This window comes from Pseudoalteromonas sp. SWN166, from assembly GCF_015864485.1.
Classification (GTDB): Bacteria; Pseudomonadota; Gammaproteobacteria; order Enterobacterales; family Alteromonadaceae; genus Pseudoalteromonas.
Map to the genome: position 1 here is coordinate 41,977 of NZ_JADYXB010000008.1, position 26,224 is coordinate 68,200.

25 protein-coding genes are annotated in these 26,224 nt (G+C 38.6%); 13 read left to right on the forward strand and 12 right to left on the reverse strand.

The features are described from left to right. Positions 1–156: 156 nt before the first annotated feature. From rlmB to I6F49_RS06775, 5 genes are all read right to left on the reverse strand, one after another. On the reverse strand, positions 157–900 hold the full coding sequence (gene rlmB / locus I6F49_RS06755) for a 23S rRNA (guanosine(2251)-2'-O)-methyltransferase RlmB (RefSeq protein ID WP_007378377.1): 744 nt from the start codon (positions 898–900) through the stop codon (positions 157–159). Continuing rightward, on the reverse strand, positions 897–3,392 hold the full coding sequence (gene rnr / locus I6F49_RS06760) for a ribonuclease R (RefSeq protein ID WP_197179379.1): 2,496 nt from the start codon (positions 3,390–3,392) through the stop codon (positions 897–899). Before rnr ends, rlmB begins: the two co-directional genes overlap by 4 nt. 409 nt (positions 3,393–3,801) lie before the next feature. Continuing rightward, the gene (locus I6F49_RS06765) at positions 3,802–4,536 is read right to left on the reverse strand and encodes an enoyl-CoA hydratase/isomerase family protein (protein ID WP_197179380.1); all 735 of its coding nucleotides are present in this window, start codon (positions 4,534–4,536) and stop codon (positions 3,802–3,804) included. Positions 4,537–4,636: 100 nt separating this feature from the next. Beyond that, positions 4,637–5,251 carry a response regulator transcription factor gene (locus I6F49_RS06770; protein ID WP_197179382.1) on the reverse strand — a complete coding sequence of 205 codons (615 nt, stop codon included), beginning with the start codon at positions 5,249–5,251 and terminating at the stop codon, positions 4,637–4,639. Then, positions 5,248–6,351, reverse strand: coding sequence for a sensor histidine kinase (locus I6F49_RS06775; protein ID WP_197179384.1), 1,104 nt, complete (start codon positions 6,349–6,351; stop codon positions 5,248–5,250). The genes I6F49_RS06770 and I6F49_RS06775 overlap by 4 nt, the downstream gene beginning before the upstream one ends. 324 nt (positions 6,352–6,675) lie before the next feature. Between I6F49_RS06775 and I6F49_RS06780 the strand changes: the two genes are divergently transcribed. The 4 genes from I6F49_RS06780 to queG all read left to right on the forward strand — a co-directional run bounded on the left by I6F49_RS06780 (position 6,676) and on the right by queG (position 10,709). Next, positions 6,676–7,542, forward strand: a complete 867-nt coding sequence (locus tag I6F49_RS06780; RefSeq protein ID WP_166419336.1) for a DMT family transporter — start codon at positions 6,676–6,678, stop codon at positions 7,540–7,542. Beyond that, a complete protein-coding gene (locus I6F49_RS06785; RefSeq protein ID WP_166419337.1) occupies positions 7,539–8,243 on the forward strand; it encodes a glycerophosphodiester phosphodiesterase in 705 nt (234 codons plus the stop codon). The genes I6F49_RS06780 and I6F49_RS06785 overlap by 4 nt, the downstream gene beginning before the upstream one ends. Before the next feature lie 45 nt (positions 8,244–8,288). Beyond that, positions 8,289–9,509 (forward strand): methyl-accepting chemotaxis protein, encoded by a 1,221-nt coding sequence (locus I6F49_RS06790; RefSeq protein WP_166419338.1) that lies wholly within the window; start codon positions 8,289–8,291, stop codon positions 9,507–9,509. Positions 9,510–9,575: 66 nt separating this feature from the next. Then, on the forward strand, positions 9,576–10,709 hold the full coding sequence (gene queG, locus I6F49_RS06795; RefSeq protein WP_166419339.1) for a tRNA epoxyqueuosine(34) reductase QueG: 1,134 nt from the start codon (positions 9,576–9,578) through the stop codon (positions 10,707–10,709). A 47-nt stretch (positions 10,710–10,756) separates the two neighbouring features. Here queG and I6F49_RS06800 read toward each other — a convergent pair whose 3' ends face one another. The 3 genes from I6F49_RS06800 to I6F49_RS06810 all read right to left on the reverse strand — a co-directional run bounded on the left by I6F49_RS06800 (position 10,757) and on the right by I6F49_RS06810 (position 14,541). Further along, positions 10,757–11,884: a response regulator gene (locus tag I6F49_RS06800; RefSeq protein ID WP_166419340.1), complete on the reverse strand. Its 1,128-nt coding sequence runs from the start codon at positions 11,882–11,884 to the stop codon at positions 10,757–10,759. A gap of 54 nt (positions 11,885–11,938) precedes the next feature. Then, complete coding sequence (locus I6F49_RS06805) at positions 11,939–13,933, reverse strand: hybrid sensor histidine kinase/response regulator (RefSeq protein WP_197179386.1); 1,995 nt, start codon at positions 13,931–13,933, stop codon at positions 11,939–11,941. A 119-nt stretch (positions 13,934–14,052) separates the two neighbouring features. After that, complete coding sequence (locus tag I6F49_RS06810) at positions 14,053–14,541, reverse strand: GNAT family N-acetyltransferase (protein WP_197179388.1); 489 nt, start codon at positions 14,539–14,541, stop codon at positions 14,053–14,055. 81 nt (positions 14,542–14,622) lie between these two features. On the opposite strand from I6F49_RS06810, the gene I6F49_RS06815 reads away from it, so the two are divergent. From I6F49_RS06815 to I6F49_RS06840, 6 genes are all read left to right on the forward strand, one after another. Continuing rightward, positions 14,623–15,198, forward strand: a complete 576-nt coding sequence (locus I6F49_RS06815) for a glutathione peroxidase (RefSeq protein WP_197179390.1) — start codon at positions 14,623–14,625, stop codon at positions 15,196–15,198. Between the two features lie 86 nt (positions 15,199–15,284). Further along, positions 15,285–15,566, forward strand: a complete 282-nt coding sequence (locus I6F49_RS06820; RefSeq protein ID WP_002958009.1) for a peptidylprolyl isomerase — start codon at positions 15,285–15,287, stop codon at positions 15,564–15,566. Positions 15,567–15,630: 64 nt separating this feature from the next. Beyond that, positions 15,631–16,209, forward strand: coding sequence for a glutathione S-transferase family protein (locus I6F49_RS06825; RefSeq protein WP_197179392.1), 579 nt, complete (start codon positions 15,631–15,633; stop codon positions 16,207–16,209). 17 nt (positions 16,210–16,226) lie between these two features. Then, on the forward strand, positions 16,227–16,577 hold the full coding sequence (locus I6F49_RS06830) for a DUF2750 domain-containing protein (protein WP_024599302.1): 351 nt from the start codon (positions 16,227–16,229) through the stop codon (positions 16,575–16,577). Between the two features lie 99 nt (positions 16,578–16,676). Next, the gene (locus I6F49_RS06835; protein WP_166419345.1) at positions 16,677–17,357 is read left to right on the forward strand and encodes a hypothetical protein; all 681 of its coding nucleotides are present in this window, start codon (positions 16,677–16,679) and stop codon (positions 17,355–17,357) included. 148 nt (positions 17,358–17,505) lie between these two features. Then, entirely contained in the window at positions 17,506–20,079 is a 2,574-nt protein-coding gene (locus I6F49_RS06840; protein ID WP_197179394.1) for a M1 family metallopeptidase, read from the forward strand. An 80-nt stretch (positions 20,080–20,159) separates the two neighbouring features. Here the strand turns inward: I6F49_RS06840 and I6F49_RS06845 are convergent, their stop codons facing one another. Both I6F49_RS06845 and I6F49_RS06850 read right to left on the reverse strand, forming a co-directional pair. Further along, the gene (locus I6F49_RS06845) at positions 20,160–20,525 is read right to left on the reverse strand and encodes a hypothetical protein (RefSeq protein ID WP_007579906.1); all 366 of its coding nucleotides are present in this window, start codon (positions 20,523–20,525) and stop codon (positions 20,160–20,162) included. 76 nt (positions 20,526–20,601) lie between these two features. Then, entirely contained in the window at positions 20,602–21,477 is an 876-nt protein-coding gene (locus I6F49_RS06850) for a hypothetical protein (RefSeq protein WP_197179396.1), read from the reverse strand. Between the two features lie 157 nt (positions 21,478–21,634). On the opposite strand from I6F49_RS06850, the gene I6F49_RS06855 reads away from it, so the two are divergent. The 3 genes from I6F49_RS06855 to yjjG all read left to right on the forward strand — a co-directional run bounded on the left by I6F49_RS06855 (position 21,635) and on the right by yjjG (position 23,846). After that, the gene (locus tag I6F49_RS06855; protein WP_166419348.1) at positions 21,635–22,534 is read left to right on the forward strand and encodes a phosphoribulokinase; all 900 of its coding nucleotides are present in this window, start codon (positions 21,635–21,637) and stop codon (positions 22,532–22,534) included. 78 nt (positions 22,535–22,612) lie between these two features. Beyond that, a complete protein-coding gene (gene yjjX / locus I6F49_RS06860; RefSeq protein ID WP_166419349.1) occupies positions 22,613–23,158 on the forward strand; it encodes an inosine/xanthosine triphosphatase in 546 nt (181 codons plus the stop codon). A 13-nt stretch (positions 23,159–23,171) separates the two neighbouring features. Next, positions 23,172–23,846 (forward strand): pyrimidine 5'-nucleotidase, encoded by a 675-nt coding sequence (gene yjjG, locus I6F49_RS06865; RefSeq protein WP_197179398.1) that lies wholly within the window; start codon positions 23,172–23,174, stop codon positions 23,844–23,846. Positions 23,847–23,938: 92 nt separating this feature from the next. Here the strand turns inward: yjjG and lpxC are convergent, their stop codons facing one another. Together lpxC and ftsZ are read right to left on the reverse strand one after the other, a co-directional pair. Further along, the gene (lpxC, locus tag I6F49_RS06870; RefSeq protein WP_007582940.1) at positions 23,939–24,850 is read right to left on the reverse strand and encodes a UDP-3-O-acyl-N-acetylglucosamine deacetylase; all 912 of its coding nucleotides are present in this window, start codon (positions 24,848–24,850) and stop codon (positions 23,939–23,941) included. 106 nt (positions 24,851–24,956) lie between these two features. Next, positions 24,957–26,204, reverse strand: coding sequence for a cell division protein FtsZ (gene ftsZ, locus I6F49_RS06875; RefSeq protein WP_007582938.1), 1,248 nt, complete (start codon positions 26,202–26,204; stop codon positions 24,957–24,959). Positions 26,205–26,224 lie beyond the last annotated feature (20 nt).

Here is a 26,224-nt window from a genome sequence, read left to right on the forward strand (position 1 = left end):
TGTAAAAGCACTACACATCTAAATTATTGCCTTGTTATTAAACCGTTTACCAAAGCTTACAAAGTTAAAGCGTAAGTTACAGATACAAAAAAGCCGAGATTGAATTTCAATCTCGGCTTTTTAATACATAAAACTTATCGTTTTATATATTAGGTATTAGTTATTTGCGTTACGTTGGCGTAATACTTCAAACAAACAAATACCCGTGGCTACCGATACGTTTAAGCTTGAAACAGTACCCGCCATTGGAATTTTAACGAGCATATCGCAATGCTCACGCGTTAAGCGTCGCATGCCCTCGCCTTCTGCGCCCATAACAATAGCCATTGGGCCCGTTAAGCTTGCATCAAATACGTGGTTATCAGTTTCACCAGCAGTGCCTACAACCCATACGCCTGCATCTTTAATTTCGCGAAGCGTGCGTGCAAGGTTAGTAACTTGAATAAGCGGTACTGTTTCGGCTGCGCCACAAGCTACTTTACGTGCTGTGCCGTTAAGCTTGGCAGAGCGATCTTTAGGTACAATTATAGCGTGAACACCGGCAGCATCTGCACTACGTAGACATGCGCCTAAGTTATGCGGATCGGTAATACCATCAAGTACAAGTAAAAACGGTGTGTCTTCACGAGCGATTATCGCATCAAGATCTTTTTCGTTAAACGTAGGCGCTGCTTTTACGTTAGCAATAATACCTTGATGCTGCTCACCCTTTGATTTGCTATCAAGGGCTTTACGCTGCATAAACTGTACTGAAATACCAAACTTACGTGCTTCATCAATAATCGGAGTTGAGCGTTTGTCGTCACGACCTTTAAGGGCGTAAATTTCTACAAAGCGCTCTGGCTCGCTTTCTAAAATTGCTTCAACAGAGTGAAAGCCAAAAATTAATTCATTACTCACGTATTATCTGCTCCTGGGCTAGTACTTTTACGGGCATTTTTGCCAGCTCTTTTAGGCTTTTTAACTGCCTTCTTTTTCGGCTTTTTCTTTACGGCAGTGTCTGCTGCTTTTTTATCTGCGGGTTTAGTTGCAGACTTATTTGCCGGTTTACCTTTGTCTTTATTCGCTGGCTTTTTTTTACCTTTTGGCTTGTCATCGCTGTGCGACTTTTTACCCGGTACTTTGCCTGCTTTTAATTGCGAACGCACACTTGCTGGCGCATGCTCAGATTTACCTGAACCTTTTTTTGGCGCACGACGACGTGAGTATCTGTCTTGTGCAACATCGCCTTTAAGCGTTAAGTTGATACGGCGATCGTCTAAACTAACCGACGCAACTTTTACTGTTACTTTATCGCCAAGGCGATAAACTTTGTGAGAGTGCTCACCTATTAGGGTGTGTTTTGCAGCATCATGCGCAAAAAACTCGTCGCCTAAATTAGTAACATGAATAAGCCCATCAATTTGTAAATCGTCTAAACGAATAAACAAACCAAAGTTAGTGACCGATGAAATAACACCGTCAAACTCGTCACCTACGTGATCTTGCATAAACTCACATTTAAGCCAATCCGCTACTTCGCGAGTTGCATCATCGGCGCGGCGCTCTGTGGTAGAACACTGCTCACCAAGTTGATCAACTTCGTCGTCGGTATAAGCGTATTCGCCAGACGTTTGCTGACCTTGTGCTTTTATAACTGCTTTAATAGCACGATGTACTACTAAATCTGGGTAACGACGTATAGGCGATGTAAAGTGCGCATAAGCCGATAACGCTAAACCAAAGTGACCTATGTTATCTGGCTGATATACAGCTTGTTTCATTGAACGCAGTAGCATAGTTTGAATAAGTTCAGCTTCTGGGCGGTCACCTAGTCGCGCTAGTACTTGCGTTATTTCTTTTGGTGTTGGCTCGTCGCTTAATGTGCTTTCGATACCTAACTCGCCTAAAAACTTAGTAAAGTTACCTAGTTTTTCACTGTCTGGTTCGTCATGTACACGATAAAGCGCGCTTGCTTCGTGCTTTTCAAGAATTTTAGCCGCCGATACGTTGGCTAAAATCATACATTCTTCAATGAGTTTGTGCGCATCGTTACGAATAACAGGCACTATTGATTCTATTTTACGCTGAGCGTTAAATACAAAACGTGTTTCTAGGGTTTCAAACTCAATGGCACCACGGTCTTGGCGTGCTGCTTTAAGTGCCATATACATTTGCTGTAAGTCAGTTAAATGTGGCACTACGGCTGAGTATTCTTCGCGTAGTTTTTCGTCGTTTTGTAAAATGGCATTTACTTTGGTGTAAGTTAAACGCGCATGCGAGTTCATTATCGCTTCGTAAAACTTATAGCCCGAAAGTTTACCCGCGCTCGATACGGTCATTTCGGCAACCATACATAAGCGATCTACTTTTGGATTAAGCGAACATAATCCGTTAGAAAGCACTTTTGGTAGCATCGGAATTACTTGCTCAGGAAAATACACTGAGTTACCACGCAAAATTGCTTCTTTGTTAAGCGCCGTGTTCATTCCTACGTAATGCGATACATCGGCAATGGCAACCCATAAGCGCCAGCCACCCGATTTTTTAGGTTCACAGTATACGGCGTCATCAAAGTCGCGAGCGTCTTCGCCATCAATAGTTACAAGTGGTAAGTCACGTAAATCTACGCGGCCTTTTTTGTCAGCGTCTTCAACGAACTCACCTAGGTGAGCAACTTGTGCTTCAACTTCTTCAGGCCATACATGTGGAATATCGTGATTGCGCAGTGCGACTTCAATTTCCATACCTGGGGCTAAATGCTCACCAAGTACATCAATAATTTTACCTACCGCGTTCATGTTGCGGCTTGGATTTTGAGTGATTTTAACCTGCACCATTTGGTTATGGCGGGCACCGTTTTCGTTGCCTGGTAAAATCATTATATCTTGCGTTATGCGCGGGTCTTCAGCTACCACAACGGCAACACCATGCTCTACAAAGTAACGGCCAACAATTGGCGCGCGCTCGTTAGTAAGCACTTTTATAATACGTGCATCGCATTTTGAGCCAGAGCCACGTTTAGTGCCTTTAGCTAGTACAATGTCGCCATGTAACACCATATTCATTTGGTGCTTAGCAATGAACCAATCTTTACTCTCGCCTTCAACTTCTAAAAAGCCAAAACCGTCTCTGTGGCCTATTACTTTGCCTTTGGTTAAACCGGCTTCGTCAATTAGGGCATAGCATTTAAATTTATTAAAATACAGCTGTCCGTCACGCTCCATAGCGCGAAGGCGGCGTTTAAATGCTATTTGGCGTTCGTCATCGTTTACTGCTAGTTCTTCACATAATTGCGCGTAGTTAGCAGGTTTTGAACGCTCTTGAAGGTGAGTAAGTATAAACTCACGACTAGGGACTGGGTTTTCGTACTTTTCTTGTTCTCGACTGAGATTTGGATCTTGGTTTGACATTCACTATCTTGTTAGTTGGTTATGTAGGTATTTTAACCCATATAGTTATAATGAGACAGGTAAAAGCGATTAAACTTTTAAGAAAGCACTTTTACCTTGCTGTTTATCTTGCTGTATAGTTTAAAAATCTAGCGCAATGGGGCTTAACGACCCCTTAACTGCAAAGTATTAAGTCATATCGTAGCAATGCTAAAACCCTATCGCGCTATTATAACCTGAGCTCTGGCTAATAAATCTATCTCGAGCAGCTATTTTCAGCGCTAACAGCGTTGAATATACTTGCAATAGGCCAGCTATTGACGCGTAAATTCGCCTTGTTTTCACTGAAAATCTCTGGCTAGAGAAAATAAATTTAAATATCAACATGATTCAATACGTTAGTAAATCTCTTAACCAGAGTTCAGGTTATTTATTTTTTTTGTAGGTTTTTCCAGAGCAGTTTGCTTATATTATCAATAAAGCTTGGGTCTTCTTCTTTCATTGTAAGCAAAATTTGCTTATTCATTTGTGATTTATTTTGAGCGTAAATCCAGCGGTTTTTATTAAACTGCTGGGCAAACTCAAGTGCACCCGCTTGTAGTTCGTCGTTATTTGCAAACACAGCTTCAACCACTTTATTGTCTAGCAACTGCTGTGCACCAACACGCTCTCCTGACATAGCTAAACGATTAAAGAATGTTTGCGAAATAGCTTTATTAATTATAGGAAACATCGACGGTACAAACGGCACCATTACATCCACTTCAGGAAAACAAAAGAAGCCTTTGTCTGACTTCATAAATCTAAAATCGCACGCACATGCAAGCACAGAACCATTACCGTAAGTATGGCCGTTTAACGCTGCAATAATCGGCATAGGAAAAATAACTATGCGCTTAAACAAGTCACTTATTTGAATCATAAAGTCAGAAATTGCAGCAGGTAAAATACTTGGATTAGACATCCACTGAAGGTCGATACCCAATGACCAGTTTTTATCACTCGAAGAGGTTAAAATAACAGACTTAATATTTTGATCTGCTTCAATATGGTCAAGATGTAAATTAAACTCAGCCAAAAATGCTGGGTTGTGGCGGTTTTCAGCGGTATTCATAGTGAGTATTGCAGTACTATTTTTAGTTGTTAGTTCTATTAAATTTGCCATTAAACCCTCTTTTAACGCTTTTTAAGCTAATTTTAAGCGCCGTTCGTTACTTTTATAAGTAACATAGTAATACTTTGCTTATAATTTATAAACCCACTATTTAAAGCCATCCTTTTTGTTTAGCTATACGCGCAGCATCTATGCGGTTAGTGGCGTTTAATTTTGCAATGGCGTCTGATAGATAATTACGTGTGGTGCCTTCGCTTATAAATAACTGCTTGGCTATTTCGCTTGTTTTAAGGCCATCGCTTGCAAGTTTAAGTGCTTTGCGTTCTTTATCGGTAAGTGGATCTGCGTCGTCTAATGCATTAATAGCAAGCTCTGGATCAATTACCTTTTGCCCCTGCATTACTTTTTTAAGGGCATTTATTAGATCTTCACTGGGTGCTTCTTTTAGTATAAACCCTTTAACGCCTGCCGTAAGCGCTCGCCTAATATAACCCGCACGAGAAAATGTGGTCATAATAACCATTTTTATAGCGGGAAACTTAGCAGCTATTTTTTCGCTGAGCTCTATACCATTCATGGTTGGCATTTCTATATCGGTTAAAATTATATCTGGCAGTAAATCACTATCAAGCGCCTCAATTGCATTAAGTGCATCTTGCCCGTTACTTGCTTGCCCAATTATCTCTATATTAAAATCGAGACTTAATAGTGCTGCGATTGCATCACGAACAAGCGCTTGATCTTCCACTAAATAAACTTTAATCATTGTAAATCCTTAGCTGTGATTGGCAATATCACATTTAGCGTAAAAGTATCACCACAGGTAAATTTAGCACTGCCCTTTAATTGCTCTGCTCGCTCTGTAATGCCATTTAAACCATTACCTACTTTTAATGTATTGCATGGCGCGTTATCAATCACTTTAATAAGAAGCTGTTGCGCTGTTTGCTCTATGCTTATTTCGCAATTTTTTGTGCTGCTATGACGTAATAAATTAGTCACAGCCTCTTTAATTATTAACCCAGCGAACCCTTCTACCTTAGCGGGCAGAGTATCTAAATTTACGCTCACTTTTACGTTAAAACCTTGCTCTATTAATCTTTGTTTTAGCTGTGCTATTTGACTGACAAGGTTAAGCTGTTTTAAATCACTTACTGCGTTTCTTACATCGCTAAGCAATTGCCTTGCAAGCTCTGCTACTTGTGCAATTTCGTTATTTGCTTGAGCGTAACGCTCACCTTGGTTTAATTTATTAGCAAGCTCAGCCTTTAAAGCAATAGATGACAATGAATGCCCTAAAATGTCATGTAAATCGCGGGCAATGCGCTCGCGCTCAGCAATAGCAGCTAGTTGCTCTAATTGGTTAGCACTTTCTTGCTCACGCTTTTTATATAAGCTTTCTCTTTTTGCTGCAATACCGTAACTAAATAACGCGGCGCATAAAATCAAAGCAACAGCTAAAAAGTATTGAATCTTCCCTATATCACCAATATATGCGCTTAATAAAACCGTAGATATAATCGCGAGTGCAGCATAAATTCTTTGATGATAGCTATATGCGTAGCCCGCTACATAAGCTGTAAAGCCAAATAAAGTAGGAGTGCCCGAGCTGTAAAAAGTAGCGCAGAAACAAATTAATAGCATGGCTACAAACAACTTGGTCACACCTGTGCTTTTGCAGTTTATTGCTTTTACATACAAAAGAATAAAGGCAATATAAAAAGCTAAAGACATCGTGATTTGGTTAGCCGTAAAACTAGAATAATTAATTATGAGAGGGAGTAAATAAAAGCCGGTAAAAATTAAATGACCGTATTTCCAAAAACCTTTATCACTTTGTTGAGAGAAGGTGTTGAGCGAACTCATATTAATACCTCTGCCATATTATTTTTATTTATAGCACTATTTTTATTGGTAAATATAAATAACACAAAAATGCAGAGCAGCATAAAGCAATCTGCATAAGTGATCGTGAAACTTAACGTCTCTAGTACTTCATTAATAGCTAAGCTGATTAGAATTAAAGAATTCATAATTATCTCCTGTTGAGTAAGATAACTATGCCTGCGTACAAAAATAATAAGAGTGTGAAGTGTCATTAACTTTAATGACATTTGTCATATTAGGAAAATTTCATCTTGTAAACGTGGCCTCAATGATAAGATATTGAAAAAAGGAGATAACGTTTTAATGCAACCACAACAGCAAAGCCTGATTTACTTACACATAGCTGTATTACTTTTTGGCGGAACCGCTCTATTTGCCAAGCTTATTGGTTTAAATGCTTTAGATATTACCGTTTACAGAACTGCAATTGCAGGAATGGCTATTTTAGCCATGCTGTATTTTCAAAAAAAACAAATTAAGCTAAATAAACCTAAAGACTACTTTATTGCGTTATTTTTAGGTGTTGCGGTGGGTATACACTGGGTAACCTATTTTGCAGGTATGCAAATGGCCGGTATAACAATTGGAATGTTGGCATTTTTTAGCTACCCCGTTATGACGGTATTTTTAGAGCCCTTATTTAATAAAAGTAGGCCAAAAGCAAAAGATATAATAAGTGCGGCCGTGGTTGTTTTAGGTATTTACTTATTAGTCCCAAGTGCAAATTTAGGCGACGATGTGACCCTCGGTGTAATAACAGGTGTTATATCGGCATTGTTTTTTTCAATCAGAAACATTACCCATAAACGCTACTTTAGCCAATATGGTGGCCCGCAAACGATGTTTTATCAAACCTTAGTGGCAAGCATTATGCTGTGCGCATTTATAGAAGTGCCGGTATATGAAGTTAGTAATCACGACCTAATTTTAATTGCTGTAGCGGGTGTTATATTTACAGCTACACCGCACTCGTTATTTGCAGCAAGTTTAAAGCATTTATCGGCGGCAACTGCGGGGTTAATTTCTTGCTTACAACCACTTTATGGCACCATACTGGCTATAGTAATTATTCATGAACGTCCTACTGTTATGACGTTAGTTGGTGGAGCACTTATTGTTAGTGCCGCTTGTTTTGAAACGTGGTCAATCACTAAAAAGGCTCAACAATGAAAGTATTTGCACACCGTGGTGCCAGTGGGGATTTTCCTGAAAACACCAAAAGCGCTATTTTAGAAGCGTTAAAAGTAGGTGTTGATGGTATTGAAGTAGATATTCAAAGTTCCTTCGATGATTACATGTTAATACACGACTCGTGGCTCGATAGAACCACCAGCGGTAAAGGTCGGGTGAGTGATTTTACTGCACATGAACTCTCTAAACTTGATGCTGGAAATGGCGAGAAAATTCCCACTCTTCAGCAGTTATTTGATTGGAATAATAATAAATCTTTATTAAATATTGAGCTTAAACATACTTTTGAGCTGGAAAGGTTTGTGGCTCAACTTGAAAAAAATATTGAGGCTAACAAAATATCGAAAGCAAATATTTTAGTGTCATCGTTTGATCATCATCAACTACAGTGGCTCAAAAACAGACTACCATGGCTTAAAATAGGTGCCCTGACGTCTTCTATTCCAATTAACTATGCAAAGTTTGCAAGTGATTTAAACGCTTTTAGCGTGCATGTAGATAAAACCTTTATAAATAAGGCTTTTGCAGATGATGCAAAAAAAAGAGGTCTAAAGATTTATGCTTATACGGTCGATAGAGAACAAGATATAGCGTTAATGCTTGAGTACGGTATAGACGGAATTTTTACAAATTACCCAGCGCGAACTAAAGCTTACTTGTTATCGTTACAAAAAAGCTAACTTACACCTCCCTAACTAAAATTATAATTACAGGGCTTAAGCATAATGAGTGGTTTTATGAAAATTTATAACTATATAGAGCAAACATTCTTTTTTACGTTAACGCGTAAAATAGTTGGCAACTTAAGCTTTGTATTATTGTTGCAAGCAATTACGTTATTTTGGCTGCATCAGAGCTTAAGCGAACAACAGCAAAGTACAGGGCTATTTTGGCTGCTTACGCTTGTTATTATATCTGGTTTTATTTTTACTCTTTTTTATATGCGCTTTTTAATTGTTCGCCCTGTTACTGCTATGCGCGATACTTTGATACAAATAAACCAACAAGATGCAAATTTAGCAGCAAAACTTCCCCACTTTTCGTATGACGAATTTAAAGATTTAAGTACCCAGTACAATATGTTTACTGCTCATTTAAGTGAATTACTCAGCACAACATATAATAGTGCTCAAGCTAGTGCACACAGTAATACGCAAGTCACTCAATCAATGCAAAACACTGAGCAATCTAGCGAGCAACAAATACAGTTAAGCCACAGTATTATTAATGCCAGTATGCAAATAACCCAAAGCCTACAAAACATAGTAAATAATACAGATAGCGTGCATAACGTTAATAATGAACATCTTAACTTTGTAAAACTCTCTGCATCCGAGCTCGCTGCTTTAGTGGAACAAGTTAAGCTAATTACTAATATGCTGGGTAGCTTTTCAAATACAATTGCGGGATTGAAAGAGAACAGTGAAAATATTCGTAGTATTTTAAAAATGGTTGAAGAGTTTTCTGATCAAACTAATTTGTTAGCCCTTAACGCCGCAATAGAAGCAGCTAGAGCGGGTGAAGCTGGCAGAGGGTTTGCCGTAGTTGCAGATGAAGTACGCACGCTTTCAATAAAGGTCAGTGGCGCAACCAGGCAAATAAGCGACTTCATAAATCAAATGAATGATTTGGTGAACGAAACAAATGAAGAGTCAGAGCAATTAATAACTCACTCTAATAATGCACAAAGCTCAATTAGCGCCACCTCAGATGGTTTTACTAAAATGCTGAGTGAATTTGAGCACAACCAACAGCAGTTACAACAAATAGCCAACGCGGTGCATATGCTCGAGGATACTCAAACCCATACTCACCAATCGGTAGAACAAATTGTAGCGCTAGGTGAGCACGCTAAACAGCAAATAGATACAGCCCTTAGTGATTGCCAACAATCCCAGCAGCTAAGTATACAAACTCAACAACAGTTAAAACGCTTTGTGCACTAAGAAGCGTTTTCGGGCTTAGAGAAATATGGTAAATTACGCAGCTATTAATTTAAGTGTGTAAAGCGTGTGAGCAACCCTACCCCAGACTATGAAAAATTAGCCCTGCAAATAAAAACCTGGGGGCAAGAGCTTGGCTTTAGCGAAGTAGGTATTACTGATATTGACCTATCTAAGCACGAAGCCCAATTACAACGCTGGCTTGATGCGGGCTATCACGGCTCGATGGATTATATGGCTGCGCATGGCATGAAACGTGCTCGCCCTGCTGAATTAGTACCTGGTACACAACGTGTTATATCTGTAAAAATGAACTACCTCCCACCTGATGCAGGCTTTGCAAAAACCTTAAAAAATAAAGAAAAAGCATACATAAGTCGTTATGCACTGGGTCGTGATTACCATAAATTAATGCGTAATCGTTTAAAAAAACTTGGCCAAAAAATAGAGCAAGAAATTGGCGAGTATGGCTTTAGGCCCTTTGTAGATTCAGCCCCGGTACTTGAGCGTCAACTCGCAGAAAAAGCCGGTTTAGGGTGGCGTGGTAAGCATTCGTTATTAATTAATCAAGAAGCAGGATCGTGGTTTTTTTTAGGCGAGCTATTTATTGATTTACCCCTGCCAATAGATACAGAAAACACGTTTGAAGGCTGTGGAAAATGTGTTGCTTGTATTACGCTTTGCCCAACAGGAGCAATTGTAGAGCCTTACGTTGTTGATGCACGTAAATGTATATCGTACTTAACAATAGAGCACCAAGGTCCTATTCCAGAGCAGTACCGAACTTTATTAGGCAACCGCATTTATGGCTGCGATGATTGCCAGTTAGTATGCCCTTGGAATCGTTATGGGCAAATAACTGACGAAAATGATTTTCATCCTCGTACTCAATTAAAAGATAAAGACTTACTTGAGCTATTTGCTTGGGATGAGACTACATTTTTAAAAAATACCGAAGGCAGCCCTATTCGCCGCATTGGTCACGAACGTTGGTTACGTAATATAGCGGTCGGTTTAGGTAATGCAGAATTTAGCCCCGCTATTATTCATGCCCTAGAAGATAAATCTCAAGTATGCAGCGAGCTTGTTTTAGAACATATTGAATGGGCCCTTGCTCAACAAAACGATAAGCAACGATTACAAATTCGTAAAACGGCTAGGTTAATCAGAATTGTAGAAAAAGGCTTACCCAGAGACGCATAATGCGATTGGTGTAAGCCTTTGAAGTAACATTATTTAGTTAAATATATTTAACTTTTCAAAAGTAACGATAGATCTTGCTCTATTTCTGTAAAGGCTGCTTTCACTTGTTTAACAGACTCCTCTCTTGCTACTGATTTTTGGATAGTTTCATCTACTTTTTTATAAATAAACACCTCCTGATCTTCATCTAACCCCATTGTTGGGATACGCTCTTCAAGCTCTTCTTGTAACTGTTTAAAAACTTTTTCGTTGTTTTGACGGTTGTCATTCAACAAGCTAATTAAGCCATGAAACTTACTGTGAACCGTACTTGCTACGGCATTAAGTTTTGCTTGTTGCGATTCAAGCATTTTCTTAGTCATGATGGCGCGTAGCTGCTGCTCGGTAACACTGACAATAAAACATACGTGGTCGCGTATACGCCCGTGTTTATCTGGATCGTGATCAGGCATATTTAAAATAAGTAAGCTAATCAATTCATAGTTAACTAAAATTCGGTGCGAAAATTCATGTAAGCGCCCTTTGTTTTTAAGCATTTCGAATAGTTCCACCACAATAGGTGAACACACGCCGTTTAGTGCAAAGTGGCTAATTTCATCGCTTTCTCTAAACTCTACATTACTTTGTAAATCAAAAGACTGCAGACAATCTATAAGCGCTTTACCTAGTTCTTGAGGGTCATTAATAAAACCTATGTTTTCAACGTAGTTAACTATTTGCCCCATTTCGCTGCTGTTAGCCATGGCATTAAATGCAGTTGATGTTGCATCTTCAACTTGCTTTTCAAGGCTTTGTTTTTCAACGAGTACTTGATTTAAATTTTTAAGCTTTGATTTAAGTTCATCATGGCCAAAGGGTTTTACAATGTAGTCTTCTGCGCCAACTGAGTAGCCTTCCATGCGCTCCTCAACAGTGCCACGAGCAGATACAAACATAACAATTATATGTGCCGTATTTGGGTTTGCTTTAAGTGCCTTACATACTTCATAGCCGTTCATTTGCGGCATACTTACGTCGAGTAATATAACCTGAGGCATATAGCCTTCAACCATGCTTAAACATTCAGGCCCACTCGCCGCTACTTGTAATTCAAAATCAAGCTCCTCTAAAATCTCCTCAATAATTTCAAGGTTAAAGGGTTCGTCATCAACGGCGAGTATTTTAGTTAAGGCCATAATTTATCATCCATTCAAATTCTCAAAAAAGTTACTTGGTATGCTAGTTAGCAATTAATTACTATGCTGTATTAATTGATCTTCAGCCAAATGCTCGTCTAGATTTATTTCTAATGGCACTTGTATAGATATAGTCGCACCACCATTTTCGTTGTTACGTGCAGTGATCTCACCTTGATGTAAAGACACAAACTCTCTACACAATGCAAGGCCTAATCCTGTACCACCGGCGCCGCTATTTGTTTTGCTGCTTTGTACAAACTTAGTAAAAATATGTTCCAGCTCATCTTCTGGTATACCGATCCCATTATCGATAACCTTCATGGTGGCAAGTTTATTATCTGACTCTAAATTTACCTGTATTTTACTTTTGGGTTCACTAAATTTAAGTGCATTACCCAGTACGTTTCGAAGTAACTGATTTATTTGCTCTTCATCACATTGCGCAATTACAGGTAACGGCTGCGCGGTGAATACAATCTCAATTTCTTTTTCCATTGCCGTACCAGACACATCATCAATACTTGTTTTTATAATGTTCGCTAAATTATACGGACGAGGATTAAATGGAAACTTACCTACATCTAACTTAGACAGATCGAGTAAATTATTAAGTAACGAAAGTAAACGCTCACCACTACTCTCTATGCGAGATAGGTATTTAATGAGTTTTTCTTTTGCAAAATCTCCAGTTTCTAGTTTGCTTAAACCAAAACGCGAAAAGCTTAAAATAGAGTGCATAGGCGTGCGAAGTTCATGCGACATGTTTGCTAAAAATTCTGACTTACTGAGATTGGCAGCCTCAGCCACGTTTTTAGCGTGCTCGAGCTGTGAAGTACGTGCTCTAACTTGCTCTTCAAGGACATCTTTTGCTTCAAGTAGTAAATCTTCTTTTTGCTTAAGATGGGTTACATTTTTAAATATGACGGCAAGTGCTATTTCGCCATGGTGATCTATCTCATTAAAAGATCCCACTAGCGGTATATAACCCCCTGCTGTTTTAGATAAACGTAAGTCGCAGCTAAATTGGCGATTGCTGTTTAGTGTCGAAATTTTATCTTTAATACCTAACGTTGAATCATCATCTAAAAAGTTAAATACTGATTTACCCTCGAGCTCGTTAAACGGTAAATTAAATAGTTTTAAACAAGCATCATTAGCTTCTATCACTCTACCGCACTTCTCAAACAACATAATTGCATCGGGCGTATGCTTATAAATAACCTGAAGTAGACTGTCTTTTTCAATTAGAGCATCAACCGTATCTTGTAGCCTTTCTACAAGCTCTGCGTTATGACGTTTTAATAACTCTGTTTGCCACAGTTTATGTATTGATTGTAATAGTGAGCTATCGTTTAGTGGTTTTATGAGTACGTCTTCTACGCCTTGACGAATTGCGTCAATCATTGAAACTTGATCAGGCCGTGAGGTAAATAATAAGCAACGGCAATGTGGTTGCATTATTTTTAAGTTTGAAAAAATTTCTAAGCCTGTGCCGTCGTCTAAAACAAAATCACTTATCAGTATATCTATTTTTTGCTCTTTACTAATTTCTAAAGCTTCTGAGGAGGTTGTTGCTGTATGGGTCTCGATATGAGCACCGATCAAGCTGTTTTTCATTTTTTCGAGGCGCTCAGGAACATGATCGACGAGTAAAATAGTGGGTAATTGCAAAATATGATTAGAGCCTAACTCTAGTAGGCTCTCTAAAAGAGAAGTAATTTCTTTATTAGAAAAAAACGGATAGATCACGGTCGCGTTAGGCGCAATGTGATTTAGCTCACTAAATGCTGTTAGTTGCTCACCGCTTTGTGCTTTTGGAGCAAGTAGCATAAAACGCTCTTGTGCTACTTGGCTAACAAGCGGTTTTATAGAATCAACAGGCACACCATGGGAAACAACAACTAAGTCGTAGTCGCCTATATTGGTATACATGTCTAGCATGCTGAAATGAATTAATTCGACTTCACATCCTATTAATTCTAAAAGCACTTTCACACGCATTGCGATGACACTGCTACTATCAACAATTAATATTTTTCGAATCATCAAGCTACACTTCAAATTAATAAACTTAATATGTTAATAGCGTAGACTATTTTTATTTAATTGGCATAAACCCTTCGTCTTATTTTGTAAAAAAATATTACAACATTATGAAAAATAATTTATTCCAGATGTTTTCCAAAAATAGTAAGGCTATACGCCTTATCATCCATTATGGCAACGCTTGGCAACTCACCCCATATTGCAAAATCAAAATGCTTAAACAATTTAACACTCGGTAAGTTATGACTAAAAATAAAGCCGAGTAATACTTTAATATTTAATTGCTTAGCTTGTGTTTGAGCAAATATCATTAGCTTTTTACCAAGCCCTTTACCTTGCGCTTTACTAGTAATGTAAATGCTCATTTCTACTGTGCCGTCGTAAGCTGGGCGCCCATAAAACGACTTATAACTGACCCAAGCAAGTACTTGGTTATTCTCACAGTATACGTAAATGGGTCTTTTATCAGTGTGGCTATTAAACCAGTCACGCTTTTCGTCAACGGTTACCTCTTCGGTATCTGCAGTGACCATTCGCCCTGCAATGGTTTCGTTATAAATGGCTACAATTTCATTAAGATCATTAATAGTTGCTAAACGCGTTGTCATAGGTCATTAGAAGGTTGATCAATTTGTTCCATATTAGCGTATGATTATCCAATCAAACAATCGTAAAGTTTAGGTAATGTAATGCTAAAAAAAATTATAATAGGATTAACGGCTTTATTTATTAATGCTCCACTCCAAGCTGAAACATCATCAACTATTAACCAAACCTCTGCCCAAGACTGTCAAGATTTTACTAATGTAGATATACGAAAGCTTCGTTCAAAAGAATCTATTAACTTGTGCAAATTCAAAAATAAGCCTTTATTAATAGTAAACACGGCGAGTAATTGTGGCTTTACGCCTCAATTTAAAGGCCTTGAATCGTTATATCAACAATACAAAAACCAAGGTTTAGTCGTATTGGGGTTCCCTTCTGATGACTTTTTTCAAGAAGAAGATAGTGAAAAAGAAACTGCAAAAATATGCTTTGTTAATTATGGTGTAACTTTTCCCATGTTTGCCACAAGCGAAGTTCGTGGAAATGAAGCAAACCCAATTTTTAAATATTTGAACGAGCAAACTAGTTCTCCAAATTGGAACTTTTATAAATACTTAGTGTCTGCTGATCGTAAAACAGTTTTACGGTTTAACAGCAAAGTGGCACCTAATTCAGAGCAAATGATTGCAGCAATTGAAACTGCGCTTTCTGAAAAATAAGTTTATACTGGTACAATTAGTTGAAACTAACTAGAATGACATTTCAATTCGGTTAAAAAAACACCACACTATATTTGGGAGATTTTATGACAGTAGCAAGCGCACGACATATACTTGTAGACAGTGAAGCACAATGCTTAGACTTAAAAACAAAAATTGAGCAAGGCGAAGACTTTGCTGAATTAGCAAAAGCACATTCTAATTGTCCTTCAGGTCAGGATGGCGGTGCTCTTGGTGAGTTTGGCCCTGGTATGATGGTTCCAGAGTTTGATAAAGTTGTGTTTTCTGCGCCAATTAACCAAGTTCAAGGCCCTGTACAAACTCAATTTGGTTATCATTTACTTGAAGTTACTAGCCGTTCAGAATAAATTTAACTGTACTGTAAGTAACATTTGATAAAAGCCGCTTATGCGGCTTTTTTATGGAGTAATTATGCAATTAATTGGTTCTGTACCTTCACCTTACGTACGTCGAATTAGAATTTGGGCGCAAGAAAACGACTGCAAGCTAGAACTTGTAAATTTAGACATATTTTCTGATCTAGACCGCCCTACTATGGCCAGTAAAAACCCAGCCCGAAAAATCCCGATTTTGGTAGATGGCGACTTAACACTTAGTGACTCTAATTCCATATTACGCTATTTACTTGAAAAAACAGGTCAGCCAAAACTGACTTGGCCTCAAGAGCACTTACTTACGACTATAAATGCCTGTAACGATTCGCTAGTAGAAATGGTGTTATGTAAACGCTCAGGGTTTGACACCAAAAGCGACAAATTATTTTTTAACCTGCAAAACGAACGTATTGAGCAAACATTAAGCTTTTTAAATGCCCATTTAAGCGATGAAGAATTTAAAAGCTGTGAATACCTCAACATCAGTTTATACTGCCTGCTTGATTGGATTTGCTTTCGTGAATTAGCTGACTTTAGTCAGTATTCAGAGCTTGTTGCTTTTCATAAGCAATATGGTGAGCGTCAAGCAGCAATAGACACTAATCCTCGTCACTAATTTAAAAGGGTAAACACATGAGCGATATCGAAATTGAATCACAACTAGTTAGCTTCGTAGAAAAAGTACGTGTTAGCGAAGTAATTTGGGCACTTGGTGCAGAAGATAATGGCTTTGTAGTGTGCGATTCTAACCAATTTGACGAAACTGACGTGTTACTGCTGTGGGAAAGTGAAGCAGCAGCTAAAGCACAGTGTAAAGAAGAGTGGAAAGATTACAGCCCAGTAGAAATAAACCTAGATGAATTTTTAGATGCATGGGTTGAAGATTTAAACGAAGATAACGCACTTGTTGGCATCAATTGGAATGACGACCAAGTATGTGCAGAGATTGAACCTACAGGTTTAGCTCGCGCATTAAGTGAATAATACTTTATACGCTTTACTCTAAAAGCGGATAAAACCCGACTAGCATCTACTGCTAGTTGGGTATAAAATAAAACACATCATTATTTTCAAGGTATTACGTTGAAAACCCATCTTGGTCGCCGGCCCTTTTCAGCCATGGAACTGCATACTCTTTATAATGGATATATATACGGTGATTTTAAAGTTGCACGAGAGCAACCAAAACACTGGCATTTTTGGCTTCCGTTAATTGCTTATTACAGTGGTGCTTATAGCGATGAGGTTGGTTACTTAACGCTTGATGATCTGTCTTTTGAAAAAAATGTATTATGTTTTAATTTTCATACCCACGGTAAAATAAAACCTCGTTTAGTCCCTGTACATCAGGCACTTATAAATGCTGGATTTAATGAATATATAGCGTTTATAAAATCAAAAAATCAATACAGATTAATGTTCGACTTACCTGCTAAAACTGGCAGATACAGTGAAAAAGTCCGTATTTGGTTTTCAGGGGAAGGTGAGCGAGCCGGTTATCTGCAAAAATGTGATATACCAAACGTAGATCAACTCGGTATGAAAACAGCAATAAGCAGTCTTCGTCTTAACTTTGAGCAACAAGTTCGTATATACGCCATACAAGCCAACTCTAAAGACGCATTTAATTACTTGATGGGTTTTAACGAGTATCCACACGATGTATTTAACGATACCCACTTATTAAATACCGTTGTCCAACAAATACGTATTATTAACTCACACTTGCATTGGCAACGCTTTATAGCACGCGAAAGCCACTGACAAACTTTGTTACTATTTCCCCTTAAAGTCACCGTTATAATCAATTACTCTATTTAAAAAAACTGTTAGGATATCTAACCCCCTAATTATATGAGCATAAAAAAGCCTATTTAGGGTCGTTTCTAACAACAACAATCTAGGGATCACTATGTTTCTTAAAAGCCTCTTAACAGTGAGCGTTGCTTTGGCAATGGGTGCTGCAAACGCTAACGAATTCGTTATTGAAAAACTCGCAAAACCAAGTTCACAACAGGTGTCGTTAACACTCGACCCCAGCCAAGATACATTTACAGGGATGACAGAGATTTCCCTAGAAGTACTAAAACCAACAAAATACATTGAGTTAAATGGCGTAGCTTACGCTGTTAAAATGGCGCAACTGCTTGGTGAAGAAAACTGTGATTTAAACAACGAAATGCTTAAAACGGGCAAAGTTAAATTTAGTTGTGATGAGCAAATTCAACCGGGTAAATACACACTTAAAGTTGATTTTTCAGCGCCGTATAACCGTCAAAGCGTTGGTTTATACAAAACATTAGACCAAGGCACTCCTTACTTATTTACTCAATTTGAAATGAGTGATGCACGCCGTGCATTTCCTGTTTTTGACGAGCCAAGTTACAAAATTCCATTTCAGTTAACGATTACTGCGCCTACATCACAAAAAGTATATTCAAATACGCCAGAGTTAAAAACAACAGTTAATGGCGATATGACCACACACTTTTTTGATAAAACACCGCCAATCCCTTCATACCTAGTAGCGATGGCTGTTGGCCCGTTTGAAGAATTAGAAATTAAAGGCATGCCAATTCCTGGTCGTGTAATTACCCCTCAAGGTAAAATTCACTTAGCCCAATACGCAAAAGAAAACATTCCAAAAGTACTGGGCGCACTTGAAGCGTATTTTGGTATTCCTTACGTTTACAAAAAATTAGACTCAGTAGCAGTGCCAGAGTTTCCATTCGGCGCAATGGAAAATTCAGGCTTAGTAACCTACAGAGAAGATATTTTATTAGTTGATTTAGCTGCCGCTACACGCAGTAAAAAACAGCGTAATGTATCTATTATTGCCCACGAACTGGCTCACCAATGGTACGGTAACTTAGTAACCATGAAATGGTGGAACGACTTATGGTTAAACGAAGCGTTTGCTAGCTGGATGGCTGCAAAAATCACTAAGCAGCTTAACCCTGAGTTTGAATCGCACTTAGACTTACCACAAAACAACGTAATGGCACTTGATGCACGTTTAAGCACCAAGCCTATTCGTAAGCCAATTAAAACCGAAGCCGACATTATGGACGGTTTAGGTCTTGCTTACAGTAAAGGTAGCTCAGTACTAGCTATGGTCGAAAATTGGATTGGCGAAGACGCTTTCCAAAAAGGTATTCAAAGCTACTTAAAAGAGTTTTCGTATAAAAATGCTGAAGCGGCAGATTTATGGGAAGCACTTGGCAAAGCATCAAACAAAGATGTTGCGAGTGTTTTAAAATCGTTTATTGAACAGTCTTCTTTCCCGCTAGTTAAAGTAGCCCAACAAGGTAGTAAAGTAACAATTTCACAAAGCCGTTTTGTAAATGCAGGCGTTGATGCGCCAGAGCAGTTATGGAATGTACCGGTTGCAATTAAATATGGTGCTGGCGATAAAGTAAAAACAGCAAACGTATTGCTTAATAAACAAAGCCAAACGCTAGACTTAGACTTTGAACCAGAATGGATTTATCCTGACCAAGGTGCACTAGGCTACTACCGCTGGGTAATGGATGATGCACAATTTAGCGCGCTTGTTAAAAAGGCGCCTAGCGTACTGAGTGACCGTGAACGCTTAGCGTTATTATCGGCTACTGATGCACTACTTGATGCAGGTGTTATATCTGCGGCTAAATTAATGCAAACACTTGAAGTGTTCGTAAGCGATAGCCACCCTCGCGTAGCAAATACCGCACTTGGTTACTTAGTATCGCAACAACGTACTTTTAAAGACGATAGCAATAAAGATTTATGGCCTGAATTTATTCGTAATGCGGTAACGCCTGCGGCTAAAAAATATGGACTAGAAGCTAAAGCGGGAGAAGACGGAGCTATTGCACAACTTCGTGCGGCCGTTGTGTCACGCTTAGGTTTTGATGGTGAAGATCAAAACGTAATCAAAAAAGCGAAAGAACAAACACAAGCTTATTTAAATGATCCACAAAAAGTAGACCCTTACTTAGCAGGAACATACTTAACACTTGCCGCTTATCATGGTGATAAAGCACTGCTTGATCAATTCATGACTACGTTTAAAACGACTAAAGATCCACAAGTACGCACTAACATGCTTGCTGCAATGGGCTTTTTTGGTAAGCCTGAGTTACAAAAAGCCGTACTCGCTTATAGCTTAACGGATGAAGTAACGGCCTCTGATATGCGCACTATTTTATCTGGTCAAAGTTACACCGACGAGCGCCAAGCGTTATTTATTGATTGGGTTTACAGTAACTACGATAAAGTAACCGCAAGCTTACCGCCGTTCTTTATTCCTAACTTACCGTACTTTACAACTGCAAGCTGTAATGCAGAAAGCCTAGCTAAAACAAAAGACTTTTTTAACGAAAAAGTAGCTGATGTAGCCGGTTATGCTCGTACATTAAGTAAGCTTGAAGAAAGTACTAATGATTGTATCGCGCTTAAAACACGTGAACTAGAATCGGTTAATAGCTTCTTAAAAAGTAAGTAACCCTTAGGTTTATTAAGCTATAAAAATACAAAAGCCGCTGAATATAAATTCAGCGGCTTTTTACGTTTTGCTTTACTTTATTAGTTACCAATAATCATTGTAAGTTTGGCTATAAAGTCTTTTGCAGCTTGCTCAGAATTTATTTTAAATGCCACACCATAGTGAATAGGTTGGGCGCTTTTAAAAATGCGCGTAGGAAAGCGTGTCATCTCGCTGCTATGAAAGTACCCTTGAGCACGAGTTACGCCATCAATATCACTAAAATCATCACTAAACACTTCAAATGCCGGGCGAATAACTATTTTACCCTTGCCGCTTTCGCTATGGGTATAAAATGCTTCTTTAGAGTTTACTAACATGTACTCTGCAATGTTTTTAATTTTAAAATTACTTCTACATTGTAATTTAATAAGCTGCTCTGTCAGCTCGTCTGCACTATAAGCCACGTGTAATCCCTATTAGTTAAATTTACGCATTAGATTAACGTATACACACAATAAAATCTGAATTTATTTGTCTGCTTTAGTTCTTTATATCACATACAAAAGCGAGCTTTTCATTGTTGTAGCTCATTCTTGTTATATTTGTTTCGCAGTAGGTGCTTAAATCAAGCCATTGCGATACTTCATCACTTCTATCAAGTTTACGCTGATAAACGCGGTTTTTAATAGCATAAGCGATAGTTGCATCATCTTTCAAAATAAAATCTTGAACTTGAACCGGTAATCTTAGTAAGTCTTCAACTTGTTTATTTTGTGGATTAAAACTCGCTAAAATGTGTTGATCGTTTTTAGTGTAACTAAATAAAAATGTTGCTGTTGAGCTATTATAAATAAGCGTACGGCCAATATTACTTGCGACCACTTGCCCTTTAGCAGCTTCTACAGAAGTATATTGTAGGGTATGTGGCTGGCCTAAAATAAACATTACTAAATCATTTTGAACACCCCATGCATGGTACCCAACAGGTTCAATCCAATCAAAAATACGGCTTGGCGCATCTTCACTGTTAAGTGGGTATTGCCACAATTTTTGCTTGCCGTCCGCTTCAACCACAATAGCTGATATCGCATTACCACTTGGCATAACCGTTGGTGAATATTCGCTTACAGGAGAATTACTTATATTGGTAACTTGCTTTGATGTTAAGTCATAATAAGCAATATCGGTTTGGCTTTGCCCATCAGTAATCATTTCATGAGTAAAGTATAAACCTGTACTTGTTAAGTGCGGTTGGTTGTTATAACTGTTTTTATCACTCACTATACTAACTTGTACCCCATAAGGCGTATTTAAATCAGCAAGTAATACTTGGCTTTTTGGCATGCTAGCCTGCGCCATAATTGGGCTAAGCGCTGCTATAGAAAATAATCCAAGTAATGGTTTAAAAAGTTTCATGCTTTCTCTCATTTTAATTTTAAGCACCTCATGATAACGTTATTTGCTGATGGCGTCACTTGAGCTAAATCAGTCAACTCTTAAGATACCCAAACGACTTAAAATAATGTTAAGTTTAGTCTGGTTATAAAATCGGGTCCTAAAAAAGAGAATTAACATGTCAGCTAAAAATCCTATTATTGCAATTACGGGTTCGTCTGGTGCAGGTACAACAACGACAACGAATGCAATTAAACATATTTTCCGTAGCCTTAATATTCAAGCGGCTTTCGTCGAAGGAGATAGCTTTCATCGTTACACTCGCCCCGAAATGGATAAAAAAGTACGAGAAGCACAACAAGAAAGTAAACACATTAGTTACTTTGGCCGAGAAGCCAATGACTTTGGTGCATTAAAAGCATTGTTTGAAAACTATAGTGAAACAGGCCAAGGTAAGTTACGCCGATACTTACACACCTTTGATGAAGCCGTACCTTACAATCAATTACCTGGCACCTTTACCCCTTGGCAAGATCTTGATCACAATACCGATATTTTGTTTTATGAAGGGCTGCATGGTGGCGTAGTTGATCAAGATGTGGACGTGGCAAAGCATGTTGATTTATTAATAGGAATGGTGCCTATTATTAATCTGGAGTGGATACAAAAACTAATACGTGACACCTCAGAGCGCGGACATTCTCGCGAAGCCGTTATGGGCTCTATTGTTCGCAGTATGGATGATTATATAAATCATATTACCCCGCAGTTTTCCCGCACCCATATTAATTTTCAACGCGTGCCGACTGTTGATACATCAAATCCGTTTAGCGCAAAAGACATTCCATCGCTTGATGAAAGCTTTGTTGTTATCCGCTTTAGGGGAATTGAAGATGTTGATTTTCCTTATTATTTGCGCATGATTGAAGGCAGTTTCATGTCACGTATTAATACGCTTGTTGTACCCGGCGGTAAAATGGGTTTAGCTATGGAGCTTGTACTCACTCCACTAATTAAAGATATTATTTTAAAAAAGCGTGCACTTGAAAACTTAGCCCCGCTTGATTTGCCTATTTAATATTAAGTTAGTCGTATTGCTCTTTTTTGTTAAAGCTAACTCACGTACACTGCTGATTTTGCTCAAGGTGAGATCAGCATGCCACAACAATTAAAAATTATTGTCGGTTCTAAAAATCCTGTAAAAATAAATGCAGCTAAGCATATTTTTACCATGTATTTTCCAGATCATATTATTGATTGTGAGGGTGTTAACGCCCCTTCTAATGTTCCTGATCAACCTATTGGTGAAGACGAAACCCGAACTGGCGCTCAAAATCGAGTGAATTACTGTAAAACTCACCATCAGGCTGACTATTATGTAGCCATGGAGGGCGGTGCAGAGCAATTTAGCTATGGGCCTGCAACATTTGCTTATGTTGTTATTGATAACGCCTTAAATCAAGTTGTAGGACGCAGCAGCAATCTTCCCCTCCCCCAAGTTCTCTATAACGCATTACTCAAAGGAGAAGAGCTTGGTGATGTAATGGATAAAGCATTTAATACCATCAACGTTAAGCAAAAAGGGGGCGCTATTGGTCTACTTACAAACAATCATGCCACGCGCGAAAGCACTTACACACAAGCACTTACTTTAGCAATGTCACCTTTTCTACACGCAGAGCTTTACAGCCAAACAAATTAATTTAGGAAGTTTAATGAAATACAATTATGTATTGTTTGATGCAGACGAGACCTTATTTAGGTTTGATATTTTAGCGGGCATGACTCGCATGTTTAAAGCTTATGGTGTCAATTTTAGCCAAGACGATTATATTCATTATCAAAAGACCAATAAGCAACTGTGGGTGGATTATCAAAACGGTTCTATAACTGCTGATTATTTACAAGTAACTCGTTTTAATGAATGGGCTGCAAAACTAAATGTGCCAGCAAAAGAGCTAAACGATGCATTTTTAGATGCTATGGCACAAATTTGCGAGCCATTACCTGGTGCGATTGAGCTTTTAAATAAGCTTAAGCCAAATGCTAAGTTAGGTATTATTACTAATGGATTTGCGCGATTACAAACCGTACGCCTTGAGCACACTGGCTTAAAAGATATGTTTGAATGGTTAGTTATATCTGAACTTGTAGGTATAGCAAAACCGAATAAAGCTATTTTTGAGCACACATTTGAGCTAATGGGTAACCCAGATAAAAGCGAAATACTTATGGTAGGTGATACTGCTGCAAGTGACATACTTGGCGGCAACAATGTAGGTATTGATACTTGCTGGTTACAGCATCCTGGTGAGCAATTAGCCGACGGAATAAAGCCAACTTATACCGTAACTAGTTTAAATCAGTTACAAGCTCTTTTAGAGTTATAATAAAGTATAAAGCTATTAGATTTCACACAAAAAAATGACGCTAATTAGCGTCATTTTTTATAACTGATTTTCGAGCTGCTCTTTTACTGCTTTTAGGCTGGAGCTAACTCAAGACCGGGTGCAGGCATCGTCACAGGCGTTTCAAATGTTGCCCACTCCCATGCTGACTCTGTAGCCATAATTTTACGAAGTAATTTATTATTTAAATCATGACCCGATTTAAATGCAGTTACTTTACCTAAAAGGTTATGGCCTGTCATAAACATATCACCAACACAGTCTAATATCTTGTGCTTAACAAACTCGTCGCTATAACGTAAACCGTTAGGATTTAACACTTTGAACTCATCAAGTACCACAGCACTATCCATGCTACCACCTAGCGCTAAGTTGTTTGCATGCATGTATTCAATATCTTTCATAAATCCAAAAGTACGCGCACGGCTAATTTCTTCAATAAAGCTTTGCGTTGTTATATCCAACCCAATACGTTGGCGACTTTCATTGATAGCTGGGTGGTTAAATGCAATCTCAAAGTCGATATGAAAACCATCATATGGTTCAACTTCAGCCCACTTATCACCTTCTTCAATGCGTACTTTTTCTTTAATACGGATAAAGCGTTTAGCAACGTTTTGCTCTTCAATTCCGCCTTTTTGTAACAGATATATGAATGGTAATGCACTACCATCCATAATCGGCACTTCTGAGCTATCTAATTCTACAATTAGATTATCAATGCCCATTGCAGCAACAGCTGCAATAAGATGCTCAGTAGTCGATAAGCGAACACCATCTTTGTTAATTAAACAGGTACACAACTGCGTATCACCAACGGCTTCAGGTGTTGTTTCAAAATCAACAACCGGATCAAGGTCGACACGACGAAATACAATCCCAGTATTTGCGCTCGCAGGTCGGAGAGTTATTGTGACCTTCTCACCTTTATGAAGTCCAATTCCTATGGCTTTGACTACTTCTGCAATCGTACGCTGTTTAATCATAGGTATGCTCACTTTTAAATCAGTTACAGTTATATGGCGGAGTTTAACATAAATCCTTTTGCCTTTCAATATTCGTACATATTTCAAACAAAAGTATTATTAAATGTTAATCAGCCTGCTTACGTAAAAAAGCGGGGATATCAAAATAATCACCACCTTCTGATTTATCCGCTTTTTTACTATTTTGTGCTGAAGAGCTTGATGCACTGCTTGAACTAGTTGTAGGCGCTTTTTCTTTGCTTTGCGTTTGCGCTTTAGCAGTGTTTTCTTCAGTGTTTGTATCTTGGCTTGCAAAGCTTGGTACGTACATACTGCTCGTTTGGTTTGATGTGCTTGCAACATCAGAACCTGATGCTTTTTTAAAGCCGTTATCAACAATACCAAACTGTGGACGACGATCGCCGCCTAACCCAGTTGCAACAACCGTTACACGTAGCTCATCAGTCATTTCTGGGTCGATTACCGCACCAACAACAACCGTTGCGTTTTCTGACGCAAGTGCTTTAACGTGATTACCAACAATTTCAAATTCTTCAATCGCAATGTCCATACCTGCGGTGATATTAACTAAGATACCTTTAGCACCTGTTAAATCAACGTCTTCTAGTAGTGGGCTTGAGATAGCCGCTTCTGCTGCTTCTTGTGCACGATCAGGGCCTGACGCAGACGCAGTTCCCATCATTGCAGTACCCATTGCAGACATTACAGTTCTAACATCGGCGAAATCCACGTTAATTAAACCAGAACGTGTAATTAGCTCTGCTATACCTTGTACCGCACCAAATAATACGTCATTAGCTTTAGCGAAGGCATCTAGAAGTGTAGTCCCTTTTCCTAAAACTTTAAGCAATTTATTGTTCGGAATTGTAATAAGTGAATCTACAATTTCTGACAATTCGTTAATGCCTTGTTCAGCGGCTGCTGCACGTTTTTTACCTTCAAAATCAAAAGGACGTGTTACAACTGCAACGGTTAAAATACCGAGTTCTTTAGCAATTTTAGCAACTACCGGTGCTGCACCAGTACCTGTACCGCCGCCCATACCGGCTGCAATAAATACCATATCGGCGCCTTCAAGGCTGGCACGAATTGTATCTGCATCTTCTTCAGCCGACTTACGGCCTACTTCAGGGTTTGCGCCCGCACCCAACCCAGAGGTTATTTGCGTGCCTAGCTGAACTGTAATATCGGCAGCAGAGTTACGTAATGCTTGCGCATCCGTATTAGCGGCTATAAAACGCACGCCTTCTATTTGTTGTTTAACCATGTGCTCAACAGCGTTACCGCCACCACCGCCCACGCCGATTACTTTTATTACAGCTTCTTCGCTGTGTTGTTCCATTATATCAAACATGTTTACTCTCCGACTTGAGT